The 17248-nt window shown below is 54.7% G+C and carries 12 protein-coding genes and 1 pseudogene; 10 read left to right on the top strand and 3 right to left on the bottom strand.

The window, feature by feature from the left end:
* Window positions 1-2: 2 nt before the first annotated feature.
* The 7 genes from ispG (at window position 3) to FA92_RS13195 (ending at window position 9064) form a co-directional block, all read left to right on the top strand.
* Window positions 3-1124, top strand: a complete 1122-nt coding sequence (gene ispG, locus FA92_RS13225; RefSeq protein WP_003848692.1) for a flavodoxin-dependent (E)-4-hydroxy-3-methylbut-2-enyl-diphosphate synthase — start codon at window positions 3-5, stop codon at window positions 1122-1124.
* Window positions 1125-1229: 105 nt separating this feature from the next.
* Window positions 1230-2510: a histidine--tRNA ligase gene (hisS, locus tag FA92_RS13220; protein WP_033783891.1), complete on the top strand. Its 1281-nt coding sequence runs from the start codon at window positions 1230-1232 to the stop codon at window positions 2508-2510.
* A gap of 33 nt (window positions 2511-2543) precedes the next feature.
* Window positions 2544-3161, top strand: a complete 618-nt coding sequence (locus tag FA92_RS13215; protein ID WP_013358725.1) for a YfgM family protein — start codon at window positions 2544-2546, stop codon at window positions 3159-3161.
* Window positions 3162-3180: 19 nt separating this feature from the next.
* Window positions 3181-4362 carry an outer membrane protein assembly factor BamB gene (gene bamB, locus FA92_RS13210; protein WP_013358724.1) on the top strand — a complete coding sequence of 394 codons (1182 nt, stop codon included), beginning with the start codon at window positions 3181-3183 and terminating at the stop codon, window positions 4360-4362.
* Window positions 4363-4536: 174 nt separating this feature from the next.
* Window positions 4537-6027 carry a ribosome biogenesis GTPase Der gene (der, locus tag FA92_RS13205; RefSeq protein ID WP_013358723.1) on the top strand — a complete coding sequence of 497 codons (1491 nt, stop codon included), beginning with the start codon at window positions 4537-4539 and terminating at the stop codon, window positions 6025-6027.
* 59 nt (window positions 6028-6086) lie between these two features.
* The gene (locus FA92_RS22745; protein WP_072008981.1) at window positions 6087-6308 is read left to right on the top strand and encodes a zinc ribbon domain-containing protein; all 222 of its coding nucleotides are present in this window, start codon (window positions 6087-6089) and stop codon (window positions 6306-6308) included.
* A gap of 314 nt (window positions 6309-6622) precedes the next feature.
* A complete protein-coding gene (locus FA92_RS13195) occupies window positions 6623-9064 on the top strand; it encodes a glucose/quinate/shikimate family membrane-bound PQQ-dependent dehydrogenase (RefSeq protein WP_033783889.1) in 2442 nt (813 codons plus the stop codon).
* Between the two features lie 349 nt (window positions 9065-9413).
* Here FA92_RS13195 and FA92_RS13190 read toward each other — a convergent pair whose 3' ends face one another.
* From FA92_RS13190 to xseA, 3 genes are all read right to left on the bottom strand, one after another.
* Window positions 9414-9746 (bottom strand): protealysin inhibitor emfourin, encoded by a 333-nt coding sequence (locus FA92_RS13190; RefSeq protein WP_033783888.1) that lies wholly within the window; start codon window positions 9744-9746, stop codon window positions 9414-9416.
* Complete coding sequence (locus tag FA92_RS13185) at window positions 9743-10756, bottom strand: M4 family metallopeptidase (RefSeq protein WP_033733519.1); 1014 nt, start codon at window positions 10754-10756, stop codon at window positions 9743-9745. The genes FA92_RS13190 and FA92_RS13185 overlap by 4 nt, the downstream gene beginning before the upstream one ends.
* Window positions 10757-11038: 282 nt before the next feature.
* Complete coding sequence (gene xseA / locus FA92_RS13180; protein ID WP_033783887.1) at window positions 11039-12412, bottom strand: exodeoxyribonuclease VII large subunit; 1374 nt, start codon at window positions 12410-12412, stop codon at window positions 11039-11041.
* 168 nt (window positions 12413-12580) lie between these two features.
* Between xseA and guaB the strand changes: the two genes are divergently transcribed.
* The 3 genes and pseudogenes from guaB (at window position 12581) to FA92_RS13165 (ending at window position 17190) form a co-directional block, all read left to right on the top strand.
* Window positions 12581-14047 (top strand): IMP dehydrogenase, encoded by a 1467-nt coding sequence (guaB, locus tag FA92_RS13175; RefSeq protein ID WP_033783886.1) that lies wholly within the window; start codon window positions 12581-12583, stop codon window positions 14045-14047.
* Between the two features lie 68 nt (window positions 14048-14115).
* The gene (guaA, locus tag FA92_RS13170) at window positions 14116-15696 is read left to right on the top strand and encodes a glutamine-hydrolyzing GMP synthase (RefSeq protein WP_033733517.1); all 1581 of its coding nucleotides are present in this window, start codon (window positions 14116-14118) and stop codon (window positions 15694-15696) included.
* Between the two features lie 306 nt (window positions 15697-16002).
* Window positions 16003-17190 (top strand): annotated as a pseudogene (locus FA92_RS13165) (tyrosine-type recombinase/integrase).
* Window positions 17191-17248 lie beyond the last annotated feature (58 nt).

Genomic DNA, 17248 nt, shown 5'->3' with positions numbered 1-17248 from the left:
ATATGCATAACGAAGCACCCATTATCCGCCGTAAATCCAAACGCATTTACGTCGGCAAGGTGCCGGTCGGTGACGGCGCGCCAATCGCCGTACAGTCGATGACCAACACCCGCACCACTGACGTGGAAGCGACGGTAAATCAGATCAAAGCCCTTGAGCGCGTCGGTGTCGACATCGTGCGTATCTCGGTGCCTACCATGGATGCCGCAGAAGCATTCAGACTGATCAAACAGCAGGTAAACGTCCCGCTGGTTGCAGATATTCATTTTGACTACCGCATCGCCCTGAAAGTCGCCGAATATGGCGTCGACTGCCTGCGCATCAATCCTGGTAATATCGGGAACAATGAGCGCATCCGTATGGTGGTCGACTGCGCACGCGACAACAATATTCCGATTCGAATTGGCGTGAACGCCGGTTCGCTGGAAAAAGATCTGCAGGAAAAGTATGGCGAGCCGACGCCACAGGCGCTGCTGGAATCTGCCATGCGACACGTCGATCATCTCGACCGTCTTAACTTCGATCAATTCAAAGTCAGCGTAAAAGCGTCTGACGTCTTCCTCGCGGTTGAATCTTATCGCCTGCTGGCGAAACAGATCGAACAGCCTCTGCATCTCGGCATCACCGAAGCGGGTGGCGCACGTGCGGGCGCGGTGAAATCGGCGATTGGCCTGGGGCTGCTGCTGTCAGAAGGGATTGGCGATACGTTGCGCATCTCGCTGGCGGCCGATCCGGTTGAAGAAGTGAAAGTCGGTTTTGATATCCTGAAGTCACTGCGCATTCGCTCTCGTGGTATCAACTTCATCGCCTGTCCGACCTGCTCACGTCAGGAGTTTGACGTTATCGGCACGGTCAACGCGCTGGAGCAGCGTCTGGAAGATCTCATCACGCCGATGGATGTGTCGATTATCGGCTGTGTAGTCAACGGACCCGGCGAAGCGACACTCTCTACGCTGGGCGTTACCGGCGGCAGCAAGAAGAGTGGTTTCTACGAAGATGGTGTGCGTCAGCGCGATCGTCTCGACAACAATGACATGATCGATCAGCTGGAAGCGCGCATTCGTGCCAAAGCGTCGATGCTGGATGCCAGCCGCCGTATTGATGTGCAGCATCTGGAAAAATAATGGCGTGCGCGGCCTGCGTACGTGACTTTTTTGACTGAACCTGTGCGGTTTCATCCTCATAAGGTATGATGCCGGACAGGTTTTTTTGCATTAAGAGATTTTAACGTGGCGAAGAATATTCAGGCAATTCGCGGGATGAACGACTACCTGCCTGCGGATACTGCCCTCTGGCAACGGATTGAAGGCGTTCTCAAGCAGACGCTGGCGAGCTACGGTTACAGCGAAATTCGCTTACCGCTGGTAGAGCAAACCCCACTGTTTAAACGCGCCATCGGTGAAGTCACCGACGTGGTTGAAAAAGAGATGTATACCTTCGATGACCGCAACGGTGAAAGCCTGACGCTGCGTCCGGAAGGCACGGCAGGCTGCGTGCGCGCCGGTATCGAACACGGTTTACTCTACAATCAGGAACAGCGCCTGTGGTACATGGGACCGATGTTCCGCTACGAACGTCCGCAGAAAGGTCGCTATCGTCAGTTCTATCAGATTGGTGTGGAAGTCTTTGGTCTGCAGGGACCGGACATCGATGCTGAACTGATCATGCTGAATGCCCGCTGGTGGAAAGCCCTGGGTATCTCTGAGCACGTTCGCCTGGAACTCAACTCTATCGGTTCGCTGGAAGCCCGTGCTCACTATCGTGACGCGCTGGTCGCCTTTCTTGAACAGCACAAAGACGTGCTGGACGAGGATTGCAAACGCCGCATGTACAGTAACCCGATGCGCGTTCTCGACAGCAAAAATCCCGATGTTCAGCAACTGCTGAATGATGCGCCACAGCTTGGCGACTATCTGGATGACGAATCCCGCGAGCATTTCAGCGGCCTGTGTGCCCTGCTGGATGACGCTGGCATCAGCTACACCGTCAATCAGCGTCTGGTACGCGGCCTGGATTACTACAACCGCACTGTGATTGAGTGGGTGACCGATAGCCTGGGTTCACAGGGCACGGTGTGTGGCGGCGGTCGCTATGATGGCCTGGTTGAGCAGCTCGGTGGTCGTGCAACGCCTGCCGTGGGTTTCGCCATGGGCATGGAGCGTCTGGTGCTGCTGGTTCAGGTGGTTAATCCTGAATTTGAACCGACGAGCAATGTGGATGTCTATGTTATCGCTTCAGGTCAGGGCGTGCAGTCTGCTGCGATGCAGCTGGCTGAGAAATTGCGTGATGAAGCGCCGGAACTGAGGCTGATGACTAACTTTGGCGGCGGCAACTTCAAGAAGCAATTTGCCCGTGCTGACAAGTGGGGCGCACGCGTTGCCCTGGTGTTAGGCGAAGACGAAGTTAAAGCCGGTCAGGTCGTGATTAAAGATCTGCGCCGTGGCGAGCAGCAAACGCTGGATCAGGCAGAGGCTGCTGCTGTATTGCGCACGCTGTTACAGTCAGCGTGACACAGCACCAACCATAGAAAGGAGAGGGATTGCGTGGAAGTGTATAGCAATGAGAACGAGCAGACCGACGCGCTGCGCAACTTTTTTGCCAGTAATGGCAAAGCGTTAGCCATTGGCGTAGTCATCGGCATTGCTGCGCTGGGTGGCTGGCGTTACTGGAGCAGTCATCAGGATGATACGGCGAAATCCGTGTCCGCGCAGTATCAGCAGCTCACCAGCGCCATGCAGGCGGGTAAACCGGAAACGCTGGAAGCGGTCAGCCGTTTTGCCAGTGAAAACAGCAATACCTACGGTGCGCTGGCTGCGATGGATCTGGCGAAGCAGTATGTTGACGCTGGTCAGCTTGATAAGGCCGCAACGCTGCTGCAAAACGGACTGAAAGACACCAAAGATGCCAATCTGCAGGCGGTGATTAACCTGCGCCTGGCACGCATTCAACTGCAACAGAATCAAGCGGATGCGGCGCTTAAAACCCTTGACGGTGTGAAGGGTGATGGCTGGACAGCCATTGTGGCCGATATTCGTGGCGAAGCGCTGCTGACCAAAGGTGACAAGCAGGGCGCGCGCGATGCCTGGAGTAAAGGAGTCGAATCTGACGCCTCTCCGGCATTGAAGCAAATGATGCAGATGAAGATGAATAACTTAAGCTAAGCCAGTCAAGAGAGCGCACATGGAATTACGTAAATACCTGCTGCCAGGACTGATTTCAGTCACTTTGCTCAGCGGTTGTTCGCTGTTTAGCGGCGAAGAAGATGTAGTAAAAATGGCCCCGTTGCCGAAGGTAGAAAATCAGTTCACGCCACAGAAAGTGTGGAACACCTCGGTAGGCGATGGCGTTGGTGATTTCTACTCAAATCTGCATCCGGCCTGGCAGGACAACACCGTTTTTGCAGCCGATCGTTTTGGTATTGTCAAAGCGCTGGATGCCGCAGACGGTAAAGAAAAATGGAAAGTCGATCTCTCTGAGAAAACCGGCTTCTTCTCGAAAAACCGCTCAGCGCTGTTATCAGGCGGCCTGACCGCTGATGGCGATCGGGTTTATGTCGGCAGCGAGCGCGGCAAAGTTTATGCCCTGAACAGCAGCGATGGCAGCCTGGCCTGGCAGACCAGCGTCGCAGGTGAAGCGCTGTCTCGTCCTGTTGTCAGCGATGGTCTGGTACTGGTGCATACCAGTAACGGCATGCTGCAGGGACTGGATCAGAGCAGCGGTGCGGTGAAGTGGAGCGTCAATCTGGATATGCCAGCGTTGTCTCTGCGCGGTGAATCTGCACCTGCTGTCGCATTTGGCGGCGCCATTGTCGGTGGCGACAACGGTCGTGTCAGTGCCGTGGTGATGAACCAGGGACAGCTAATCTGGCAGCAGCGTATTTCTCAGGTCAGCGGTGCCACTGAGATCGACCGTCTTAATGACGTCGATACCACGCCGGTTATCGTTAATGGCGTAGTGTATGCACTCGCTTACAACGGTAACCTGTCGGCGCTGGATCTGCGTTCCGGCCAGATTTTGTGGAAACGCGAAATTGGCGGTGTGAAAGATCTGATTGTCGATGCCGGTCGTATCTATCTGGTCGATCAGGATGACCGCGTGATTGCGCTGAACGCTGACGGTGGTGTTGCCATCTGGCGTCAGAGCGATCTGCTGCATCGCAACCTGACTTCTCCGGTGCTCTACAACGGCTACCTCGTGGTCGGCGACAGTGAAGGTTACCTGCACTGGCTGAACACCACTGATGGTCGTTTTGTCGCACAGCAGAAACTGGATAGCTCAGGCTTCCAGACTGAGCCGGTGGTTGCCAGCGATAAGCTGCTGATCCAGTCGAAAGACGGCGAGGTTTATGCGATTACCCGTTAACGGGTAAACGTCTGGCAGGTGAAATCCTCCGTTCCGACGGCTCCTGATTTAATCAGGGGCCGTTTCGTTTTTAGTCAGGCATGGTATTCTTTGCGCCTTAAGCCTGAACTTAGCGGCCAGAGCCGTTATAATCACGCCATTCGGGCGATTCATTATTTATTGAGGCATTTTGTTATGGTACCTGTGGTCGCGCTGGTTGGGCGTCCCAATGTGGGAAAATCTACGCTATTTAACCGCTTAACCCGCACACGTGATGCGCTGGTAGCGGATTTTCCTGGACTGACTCGCGATCGCAAATATGGTCGCGCCGAAGTGGAAGGGCGCGAATTTATTGTTATTGATACCGGTGGTATCGACGGCACCGAAGAAGGTGTTGAAACGCGGATGGCCGAGCAGTCACTGCTGGCGATTGAAGAAGCCGATGTCGTGCTGTTTATGGTCGATGCACGTGCGGGCATGATGGCCGCCGATCAGCAGATCGCTAAGCATCTCCGCTCGCGTCAGAAAGCCACTTTCCTGGTGGCGAACAAAACTGACGGACTCGATCCGGATCAGGCGGTTGTCGACTTCTATTCACTGGGCCTGGGTGAGATTCATGCCATTGCGGCCTCGCATGGTCGTGGTGTGAGCAGCCTGATAGAAGAGGCACTGCTGCCGTGGATGGAAGAAGCTGAGACGGTCGAGCTCACTGAAGAAGAAGAGAACCAGGCTTACTGGGCTGCGCTTGAAGCTGACGAGATTGCTGAGCAGGAAGCCGCAGAGGAAGAGGAAAACTTCGACCCGACTGGCTTGCCAATCAAACTGGCGATCGTTGGTCGTCCTAACGTAGGTAAGTCAACGCTTACTAACCGCATCCTGGGCGAAGATCGTGTGGTGGTCTACGACATGCCGGGTACCACGCGCGACAGTATCTATATTCCGATGGAGCGTGATGGACGTGAATACGTTCTGATCGACACCGCAGGCGTGCGTAAGCGTGCCAAAATCTCGGATACCGTAGAGAAATTCTCGGTAATCAAGACGCTGCAGGCGATTGAAGATGCCAACGTCGTGATGCTGGTGATTGATGCCCATGCCGGTATTTCCGATCAGGATCTCTCGCTGCTGGGCTTCATTCTTAACAGTGGTCGCTCGCTGGTGATTGTGGTCAACAAATGGGATGGCCTGTCGCAGGAAGTGCGTGATGAAGTGAAAGAGACGCTGGATTTCCGTCTGGGCTTTATCGATTTCGCCCGCATCCACTTTATCTCTGCGCTGCACGGCAGCGGCGTGGGTAATCTGTTTGAGTCGATCACAGAAGCCTATGACTGTTCGACCCGACGCGTTAACACCTCGCTGCTGACCCGCATCATGAACATGGCGGCAGACGATCACCAGCCGCCGCTGGTACGCGGTCGTCGCGTTAAGCTTAAATATGCGCATGCTGGTGGCTATAACCCGCCTATCGTGGTGATCCACGGTAACCAGGTTAAGGATCTGCCTGATTCTTATAAACGCTATCTGATGAACTATTTCCGTAAATCACTTAACGTGATGGGAACGCCAATTCGCATTCAGTTCAAAGAGGGTGATAACCCTTATGAAGGCAAACGTAACCTGCTGACGCCAACGCAGCAGCGTAAACGTAAGCGTCTGATGGCGCATATGAAAAAGAATAAGCGTTAATAAAATGAGGGCCATCTGGCCCTCTTTTTTTGCGCTGAATAACGCAGGAGGAAAACGTATTGAGTGTACTTTGTGAAAAATGCCAGCAACCGCTGTCGCTCAGCGACGGTGAATTTATCTGCACAGCCTGCGGAGCACATTACCCGGCGCATCCCTGCTGTCCTGAGTGTCATCAGCCACTTGAGGTGCTGAAATCCTGCGGCGCAGTGGACTATTTTTGCCGCAACGGACATGGTCTGATCTCCCGCAAGCGCGTACTTTTCCAGCTACCCGGTCACTGACCTCGCTTTCAGCTACGCTTAAAATGTCAGATAACGCAGAGTGATCCCTGGCCCTTTTTTGTAGCAAAAATGCTATTACGCCGTAACAAACGCGTTGTATATGTTCACTCTGTAATGTACCAGGTGGTACAATCCTGCCGCGTCGTGGGAGGGGTCAGCCACATCCGTGCTCTTCCGGCCCACAGATTCTCACGGACGCGGGTCTGTTTATATTCGATTTGAAACAGAGCAATGCTCTGCGCGGACGTGCATAACGCGCCAGAGACCGGACGGCATCTGTCCAGATGCTCTGTTTATTCAGGAGAGTAAGTGTTATGGCTGAAACATCCTCCCGCTCCGGAAAGGGGCTGGGAATCGCATCCGTGCTGCTCGGACTGGTGCTGCTTGCCACCGGTCTGTTTTTTGCCATTGGCGGCGGCAAACTGGTAGCCCTTGGCGGCAGCTGGTACTTTTTAATTGCGGGTATCGTCACTGTGCTCTCCGCAATTCAATTCTTCCGTCGCAAATCATCGGCAGTGGTTCTGTTCCTGCTGGTCTTTGTCGGCACCCTGATCTGGTCGCTGTTCGATGCGGGTCTGGAGTTCTGGCCACTGGTCTCACGCCTGATGGTGCCTGCCGGACTGATGCTGCTGGCCTTCCTGATCTGGCCTTCACTGCGTAAGCACGAAGGTAAGCACTCACTGGCAAAACCTTCATACGCCTTCTCTGCGCTGCTGGCGGCAGGCATGGTGGTTACGCTGGTGCAGATGTTCCAGCCACATCCTACCGTTGCAGCGACCGGCGAAGAGCTGCCACTGATCCCGGTTGATAAAGCGAAACAGCAGAAAGACTGGGATAACTACGGTAATACCCCGCAGGGCAGCCGCTTTGTGGCGCTGGACCAAATCACCCGCGACAACGTGAAAGATCTGCAGGTCGCCTGGACCTTCCACACCGGTGATACGCCTGTCAGCCCGACCGGTAACGGTGCCGAAGATCAGCAGACACCATTGCAGATTGGCAACACCCTTTACCTCTGTACGCCACACAATAACGTCATCGCGGTTGAAGCTAATACGGGTAAGCAGATCTGGAAACGTGAAATCAATGCCAAAGCAGAAGTCTGGCCGCGCTGCCGTGGTCTGGCTTACTTTGACGCAACCAAACCGCTACAACAGCCGGATAAGCCGGGCTCTTCACCTGTACCTGCCGCTGTGCTGCCAGCTGGTGACAGCTGCCAGCGTCGCATTCTGATGAACACCATCGACGCGCGTCTGATTGCGATCAACGCCGATAACGGTGAGTTCTGTGAAAACTTTGGCGAGCACGGCATCGTTGATCTTAAAGCGGGACTGGGCCAGGCACCGGATCCACAGTATCAGCTGACGTCAGCGCCAACGCTGGCGGGCACTACTGTCGTGGTGGGTGGTCGTGTCGCAGATAACGTGCAGACCGATATGCCAGGTGGTGTGCTGCGTGGCTTTGACGTTATCACCGGTAAAATGCGCTGGGCGTTTGACCCAGGCAATGTAGACCCGAATGCGATTCTGATGCCGGGTAAAGATTATACCCGCAGTACGCCAAACTCCTGGGCGCCGATGTCGTACGACCCGGCAATGAACACGGTGTTCATCCCGATGGGCAGTTCCTCGGTTGACCTCTGGGGTGCGAACCGTACCGAACTGGATCACAAATACGGTGCTTCAGTGCTGGCACTGGATGCGACTACCGGTAAAGAGAAGTGGGTCTATCAGACCGTACATAACGATCTGTGGGACTTCGACCTGCCGATGCAGCCAAGCCTGATCGACTTCCCGCAGAAAGATGGCAGCACCACGCCAGCGGTGGTGATTGGTGGTAAAACCGGCATGATCTTCGTGCTTGACCGTATGACCGGCAAGCCGCTGACCAAAGTCGAAGAACTGCCGATGCCGCAGGGTCATATCCCGAACGAGCAGTACACGAAAACACAGCCACACTCGACCGGTATGCCGCAGATTGGCAACCAGACGCTGAAAGAGTCTGACATGTGGGGTGCAACGCCGTTCGATCAGCTGGCCTGCCGTGTTGCCTTCAAATCGATGCGCTACGACGGCCTGTTCACCGTGCCGGACACCGACAAGTCGCTGAGCTTCCCGGGTTCGCTGGGCGGGATGAACTGGGGCAGCATGTCGATCGATCCGAACAACCATCTGCTGTTCGTCAATGACATGCGTCTGGGCCTGTGGGTTCAGATGATCCCGGCGGATACCAGCAACATTGCCCGTGGCAGCAACGGCGGCGAAGCGATCAACACCGGTATGGGTGCCGTTCCGCTGAAAGGCACGCCATATGCTGTGAACAAAAACCGCTTTATGTCGCCGCTGGGCATTCCTTGTCAGAAGCCGCCATTTGGTACGCTGTCGGCGATTGATTTGAAAACCCAGAAAATCGTCTGGCAGGTGCCGGTCGGCACCGTGCAGGATACTGGTCCGTTTGGCATCAAAATGCGTGTGAAAATGCCGGTTGGCATGCCCACGCTGGGCGGTACGCTGGCAACACAGGGTGGCCTGGTGTTCATCGCCGGTACGCAGGATTACTATCTGCGCGCCTTTGACTCTTCAACCGGTAAAGAGGTGTGGAAAGCACGCCTGCCGGTCGGCAGTCAGGGTGGCCCGATGAGCTACGTTTCACCGAAAGATGGTAAGCAGTACATCCTGATCTCAGCAGGTGGCGCACGTCAGTCACCGGACCGCGGTGATTACGTGATTGCTTACGCGCTGCCAGACAGCAAGTAACAACGCATAAAGAAAAGGGCCGACATTGTCGGCCCTTTTTTTGAAAAAGTCTTACCCCATTTGCTGTAAAACCGAGCATGCTCAGGGAAAACGGTCAGATCGGAAAGTCGCAAAATCGTCATCCATGACTGCTCGGCCCGCGCGATTACGCACCTCATCCCTGAAGTGCGCCCGTTGCCGGGCCAACGCGTTGCGTTGTTCAAAAACGCTCCCGGCGTTTTTGTCCCAGGCGCGGGACGCTTTCCTCCTCTGACCGTGTTACCTTCGCTTTAAACTCATTCGTCGCTGCAAGATTCACATCGGATTATCAGCTGTCTCAGGGCCGACATTGTCGGCCCTTTTTATTTGCTTATTTTCCGTCGTGCCACAGCGCCTTTAACTCAGGCGGCGCCACCTGTTCCGGAATCAACAGCACTATCGTCCCGACCTCGCGGTGCGTTGCATATTGAATCTGGATGCGGAAATAACGCTGGTCACCACTGCCCACCTGTGCGGCATTCTCCTCGGGTTCGCCCAGCGGCATCGCCTGCTGCAGCGCATGGCAGACGCGCTCTCTTTCTGGCGGCGGCAGATCGCCCAGCATAAAGCGTCGTTCGGCGCGTAGCCCGGGAATAAAGGCCATGCCGCCTTCACGCGCGACGACGATGGTCGCATCATCGGTGAGTTCGGGCAGGTCACTCATAGCACGCCAACCTCCTTCCACGCCTGTTCAATGGCACTGCTCACTGACGGGTTAAACCGCTTTTCGCCATGCTTAATGGTGAAGCGAGCAAAGGTTTTAAAATCTGCATCTTGTGGCAGTTCGTCGTCACACACCGTGTCATACCAGGCATATCCCGCCTGTTCCCACGCATGACCACCCAGCGCTTTGGCCGCCAGATAAAAAGCCCGGTTAGGAATGCCGGAGTTGATATGAACGCCGCCATTGTCTTCGCGGGTTTTCACATAGTGATCCATGTGGGCCGGTTGCGGGTCTTTGCCCAACAGCGGGTCGTCGTAGGCGGTGCCGGGTTCGGACATCGACCGCAGACCACGCCCGTTAATACCCTTCGCCAGCAGCCCTTCACCAATAATCCAGTCTGCTTCATCCGCACGCTGCTTTTTGCTGAACTGTTTTACCAGCGAGCCAAAGACATCCGACAGCGACTCATTCAGTGCGCCAGCCTGCTCAAAATAGATTAATCCGGCTTCGTTTTCCGTGACGCCATGTGCCAGTTCGTGGGCCACAACGTCAATCGCAATGGTAAAGCGATTAAAGATTTCGCCGTCACCATCGCCAAATACCATCTGCTGACCGTTCCAGAAGGCGTTCTGGTATTTCTCACCATAATGCACGGTACCCAGCAACTTCAGGCCCTGACCATCCAGCGAATTACGCTGATACGCCTGCCAGAAGAAGTCATAGGTGACGCCAAGGTAGTCCCAGGCTTCTTCAGCCGCGACATCATCATTACCCGGCTGGCCCTCCTGACGAATCAGCTTACCCGGCAGGGTTTCCTGGTTTTGCGCATCATAAATTTCACGATCAACATGACCGCCCGCCGCTGTTTTCACGCCGGTCGGTTTTTGCCAGTGTTCCGCCATCAGGTGCTGAACGTGCGTCAGGGTGCGGCGCGCCTGCTCCTGCTGGTGGCCGGAACTGTGAGCGATGATCTTGCGAAGGATATAGGGAGGAATAACGCAGTAAGCCATGTAAGACTCCTTGGCAAAAAGGAATGAGTCAAAAGTATAGACCCGTCTGGCTGGTTAGACCTCATTAGCGAGGCCAGCGGTAAATGGAAAAATGTGAGGTGGCGCGCAAAGTCAGTGTCAGGGGCGGATTGGAGATGGCGCTTATTTTTCAGACAACCATTCTCACGGGTTCTATGAGAATTTTTGGCAGCAAAAATCAGCCCTAAAAACAATCGGTCAGGCTGTACAGGACTCATGAATGAGGCCAGCGTTAAGTGGAGAGGTGTGAGCTGGCGGAGAGCGTCAGGAAGCGGTTTTACGGCGGCGCTTTTTCTCAGGTAACAGCTGTGTCACCTGGCTTTCAACCCAGCCATCATCCAGACGGGTGCGCAGCAGGTCGCCGCTCTGCAGCTGTGCGGTTTTCTTCACCACCTGACCGGCGATGTCGGTGGTCACGCTAAAACCACGCGCGAGCGTCGCCAGCGGGCTGACACCTTCGAGTTGTGCGACCAGATGACCAAACTGCTGTTTATTATTGCTCAGCTGTGTTGCCATGCTCTGCTGCAGGCGATAGTGCCAGCTTTGCAGCTGTTTTTGCGCCTGGAACAGACGCTGCTGCGGCTGTTGAGCGTTGAGCCGATGCGCCAGGCGATCCTGCTGACGTGTGGCCTGACGCAGGCGGGTTTCCATCGCTTCACCCAGACGCTGCTGCAGGCGGAACAGGGCGGTCTGCTGACGGGCCAGACGCAGCTGTGGATGCTGCTGCTGCAGGCGATGCTCAAGACGCGTGTAAAGCCGCTGCTGGCGCGCCAGATAGTAATCCATCGCCATCTCCAGCCGCTGTTGCTGCGATTGCAACTGGCGCAGCAGCTCCAGCTGGTTCCGGCTGACGATTTCTGCGGCTGCTGAAGGGGTAGGGGCGCGTAAATCGGCGACGAAGTCCGCGATGGTGACATCCGTTTCATGACCGACGGCGCTGACGACAGGAATGCGGCTGGCAAAAATGGCACGCGCCACGCGTTCGTCGTTAAAGCTCCATAAATCTTCCAGCGAACCGCCGCCGCGCCCGACGATTAACACATCGCACTCATTGCGCAGGTTGGCAATTTCAATCGCCCGGACGATAGCGGCTGGCGCATCGACACCCTGAACCACAGTCGGGTAAATGACCACAGGCAGGGAGGGATCACGGCGATGTAGCACGCGTAACACATCGTGTAGCGCCGCGCCGGTGGAGGAGGTGATCACCCCGACCTGACGCGCCGGTTCCGGCAGCGGTTGCTTATGCTGCGGCTCAAACAAGCCTTCGCTCGCCAGCTTTGCTTTCAGCAGTTCAAACTGCTGTTGCAGCAGGCCTTCACCCGCCGGATGCATGCTTTCAGCAATCAGCTGATAGTCACCGCGAGGTTCATAGAGGGTAATGTTGGCGCGAACCAGCACCTGCTGACCATGCTGTGGCCGAAAGGTGACGCGACGGTTGCTGTTGCGGAACATGGCACAGCGAACCTGAGCGCCATCATCTTTCAGCGTGAAGTACCAGTGACCGGAGGCCGGTTGCGTGAAGTTGGAGATCTCGGCGCTGATCCAGACCAGGCCCATCTCTTTCTCCAGCAACTGACGCACTGTCGTATTGAGACGGCTGACGGTAAAAATATTGGCGGTAGATGGCAGCGACATGTGACGAAGATCAAATTCCAAATCAGCAGGTTAATTCATCGATACTACAGGGCTGTCAGTGCGGATCAAGAGTTTTTCGTAAATAATGCTGGAGGCAATCGATTACGGCCTGTATAATGCCGCGGCAATATTTTATCTAATCTCAATCACCCGAGGTGGAGTATTGCCATGTTAAGAATCGCTAAAGAAGCACTCACTTTTGACGACGTTCTGCTCGTTCCTGCTCACTCCACCGTCCTGCCTAATACGGCCGATCTCAGCACTCAGCTGACCAAAAATATCCGTTTGAATATTCCTATGCTCTCCGCTGCCATGGATACCGTGACCGAAGCGGGTCTGGCGATTGCGCTGGCACAGGAAGGCGGCCTTGGCTTCATCCACAAAAACATGTCGATTGAACGCCAGGCGGATGAAGTGCGCAAGGTGAAGAAACATGAGAGCGGCGTGGTTACCGATCCGCAGACCGTGCTGCCAACCACGCCACTGGCTGACGTTAAAGCCCTGACCGAGCGCAACGGCTTTGCGGGCTATCCGGTCGTCAACCGCGACAACGAACTGGTCGGTATCATCACCGGTCGTGACGTCCGCTTTGTGACAGACCTTTCTCAGCCGGTCTCTGCGGTTATGACCCCGAAAGATCGCCTGGTGACGGTGAAAGAGGGCGAAGCCCGTGATGTCGTGCTGCAAAAAATGCACGAAAAGCGTGTTGAGAAAGCGCTGGTGGTGGATGACAGCTTCCATCTGCTGGGCATGATCACCGTTAAAGACTTCCAGAAAGCCGAACGTAAACCTAACGCCTGTAAAGATGCGCAGGGTCGTCTGCGTGTGGGTGCGGCAGTAGGCGCGGGTACCGGTAACGAAGAGCGTATCGATGCGCTGGTTGCTGCGGGCGTTGACGTGCTGCTGATCGACTCTTCACACGGCCACTCTGAAGGCGTGCTGTCACGTATCCGTGAAACCCGTGCCAAATATCCTGACCTTGAAATCGTCGGCGGCAACGTTGCGACTGGCGCGGGCGCACTGGCGCTGGTCGCGGCAGGCGTCAGCGCTGTTAAAGTGGGTATCGGTCCTGGCTCTATCTGTACGACCCGTATCGTGACCGGCGTGGGCGTTCCGCAGATTACTGCCGTTTCTGACGCGGTCACCGCACTGGAAGGCACCGGTATTCCGGTTATCGCCGATGGCGGCATCCGTTTCTCTGGTGACATTGCGAAAGCGATCGCCGCCGGTGCTTCCTGTGTGATGGTCGGTTCGATGCTGGCGGGGACCGAAGAGTCACCGGGTGAAATCGAGCTCTATCAGGGCCGTTCATTCAAATCCTACCGCGGTATGGGTTCACTGGGCGCGATGTCCAAAGGCTCTTCTGACCGTTACTTCCAGACCGATAACGCCGCTGACAAACTGGTGCCGGAAGGCATCGAAGGCCGCGTTGCCTATAAAGGCCGTCTGAAAGAGATCGTACATCAGCAGATGGGCGGCCTGCGTTCGTGCATGGGCCTGACCGGTTGCCCGACCATTGACGACCTGCGCACCAAAGCGGAATTTGTTCGCATCAGCGGCGCGGGCATCAATGAGAGCCACGTGCATGACGTGACCATCACCAAAGAGTCACCGAACTACCGCATGGGTTCATAATCCCGATTTCCCGCCCGGCTTCAGCCGGGCGCTTTTATTGATCAAGTCACCGTTCTGGAAACCCCTCAATGACGACGGAAAATATCCATAAGCACCGCATTCTGATTCTCGATTTCGGCTCACAATATACTCAGCTGGTTGCCCGCCGCGTGCGTGAACTCGGCGTTTATTGTGAACTCTGGGCATGGGATGTCACCGAAGAGCAGATCCGCCAGTTCAACCCAAGCGGCATCATCCTTTCCGGCGGCCCGGAAAGCACCACCGAGCTGAACAGCCCGCGTGCACCTGAATATGTCTTCAGCGCTGGCGTGCCGGTACTGGGTGTCTGCTACGGTATGCAGACCATGGCGATGCAGCTGGGCGGCACCGTATCAGGATCAAATGAGCGCGAATTTGGTTATGCGCAGGTCGAAGTCACCACGCCAAGCGCGCTGGTTCGCGACATCGAAGATGCGATCAGCGCTGCGGGTAAACCGCTGCTGGATGTCTGGATGAGCCACGGCGACAAAGTCACGGCGATCCCGGCTGACTTCGTGACCGTTGCCAGCACAGAAAGCTGTCCGTTCGCTATCATGGCCAACGAAGAGAAGCGTTTCTACGGCGTGCAGTTCCACCCGGAAGTGACCCACACCCGCCAGGGTCTGCGGATGCTCGAGCGCTTCATCATCGACATCTGTGAATGTGAAGCCCTGTGGACCCCTGCCAAAATCATTGAAGATGCCGTTGAGCGCCTGCGTGAGCAGGTGGGTAACGACAAAGTGATCCTCGGTCTGTCAGGTGGCGTGGACTCCTCTGTGACCGCAATGCTGCTGCATCGCGCCATTGGTGACCGCCTGACCTGCGTGTTTGTGGATAACGGCCTGCTGCGTCTGAACGAAGCACAGCAGGTGATGGATATGTTTGGCGACCACTTTGGTCTGAACATCATCCATGTACCGGCTGAAATGCGCTTCCTGGATGCGCTGGCGGGTATTGATGAACCTGAAGCCAAGCGTAAAACCATTGGTCGCGTCTTTGTGGAAGTGTTCGACGAAGAAGCGCTGAAGCTGCAGGACGTGAAGTGGCTGGCGCAGGGCACCATCTATCCGGACGTGATTGAATCGGCTGCGTCTGCCACCGGTAAAGCGCACGTCATCAAGTCGCACCACAACGTGGGTGGTCTGCCGAAAGAGATGAAGATGGGCCTGGTTGAGCCGCTGAAAGAGCTGTTCAAAGACGAAGTGCGTAAGATTGGTCTGGAGCTGGGCCTGCCATACGACATGCTGTTCCGCCATCCGTTCCCGGGTCCGGGTCTGGGCGTGCGCGTACTGGGCGAAGTGAAGAAAGAGTATTGCGACCTGCTGCGTCGTGCCGATGCTATCTTCATCGAAGAGCTGCACAAAGCGGATCTCTACAACAAAGTCAGCCAGGCATTCACCGTCTTCCTGCCGGTTCGTTCGGTCGGCGTGATGGGTGATGGCCGTAAATATGACTGGGTTGTCTCGCTCCGCGCGGTAGAAACCATCGACTTTATGACCGCACACTGGGCGCACCTGCCGTATGATTTCCTGGGCCGCGTCTCTAACCGCATCATCAATGAAGTCGACGGTATTTCCCGTGTGGTGTATGACATCAGCGGTAAGCCACCGGCGACGATTGAGTGGGAATGATTTCCCGACCGGTCACGTCTGGCACTAACAGGCACTAAACCATACTTAAGTCCGCGTAATTGCGGACTTTTTTCGTTTTTGGCTTAGTCATTTGTGGCAATGTCTGGCAACGCCAAGCACGGTTTGACCGTGGTATTTTGATGGGTATGATTCATCGGTAATGCCATGGATTACGCCCGATACCATGCTGAGTATTTTTGATGGGCATGGTATTAATTTTTCATATTCATATGTTTTATAAGGATTAACCTTTAGTTGTTTAGAGGTTTTTCAGCATGGTATCAAACAAGAATAATAGGTTAAAAGATGCTCACTGATACTAAGCTACGCAATCTTAAACCCAAAGATAAACTTTACAAAGTCAATGACCGTGATGGCCTCTATGTTGCCGTCACAACCGCAGGGTCTATCTCCTTTCGCTACAACTATTCGATCAATGGCAGGCAAGAAACCATTACCTTTGGCCGCTATGGAGTTGGAGGTATAACATTAGCTGAAGCACGTGAGCGTCTCAATGAAGCGAAGCGAATGGTTACTAATGGAAAGTCTCCGGCCAAAGAGAAAGCCCGTGCTAAGGCGAGAACAAAAGATGCTGAAACCTTTGGTGCCTGGGCACAGAAATGGCTGCGTGGATATCAAATGGCCGACTCTACCCGGGATATGCGTCGCTCAGTCTATGCCCGGGAGCTAGAGGGAAAATTTGGCAACCAAAAGCTAACAGAAATTACCCATGAAGATTTGAGAGCACTTACTGATGCGATAGTGGAGAGAGGGGCACCTGCAACCGCAGTGCATACTCGCGATATTGTGTTGCAGGTATAACGATGGGCAATAGAACGAGGGCAAAAAGTAGAGAACCCCGCTGATTTGGTACGGCCTGCAAGTATCGCTCGATTTGAGCCAAGAGACCGAACATTAACGCCGGCTGAGATCGGTTTGATGTACCGGTACATGGAAAAAGTAGGAACAACTCCTCAGATTCGTGCTGCGGTAAAGCTTCTCTTGCTAACTATGGTACGTAAAAGCGAATTAACTAATGCAACTTGGAATGAAATTAACTTTACTGAAGCGTTGTGGACGATCCCTAAGGAGCGAATGAAACGGCGTAATCCACACTTGGTATTTTTGTCTCGCCAAACTATGGATATTCTAATTGCTTTGAAAACATTTGCCGGTGGTTCTAACTACATTCTTCCTTCTCGGTATGATTCCGATGCTCCAATGAGCAGTGCGACGATGAACCGCGTAATGGATTTAACATACAAGGCGGCGCTGAAAGATGGTCAGTCGCTCATTAAATTTGGACCTCATGACCTCCGTAGAACTGCGAGCACTCTGCTGCATGAGGCCGGATACAATAGTGACTGGATAGAAAAATGCCTGGCACATGAACAGAAAGGGGTGAGAGCGGTATATAATAAAGCTGAATATCGAGATCAAAGAACATCAATGCTACAGGATTGGGCTGATATGATTGATGAATGGATTGTTTAAAATTTGTATATTCATACATAAGCTGGAATATAGAGGTGCATAGGCTAGCCTAATTTGA

It is taken from the genome of Pantoea sp. 9140, assembly GCF_000745295.1.
Lineage (GTDB): Bacteria > Pseudomonadota > Gammaproteobacteria > Enterobacterales > Enterobacteriaceae > Pantoea > Pantoea vagans.
This window is presented reverse-complemented; position numbering and strand designations above follow the sequence as displayed.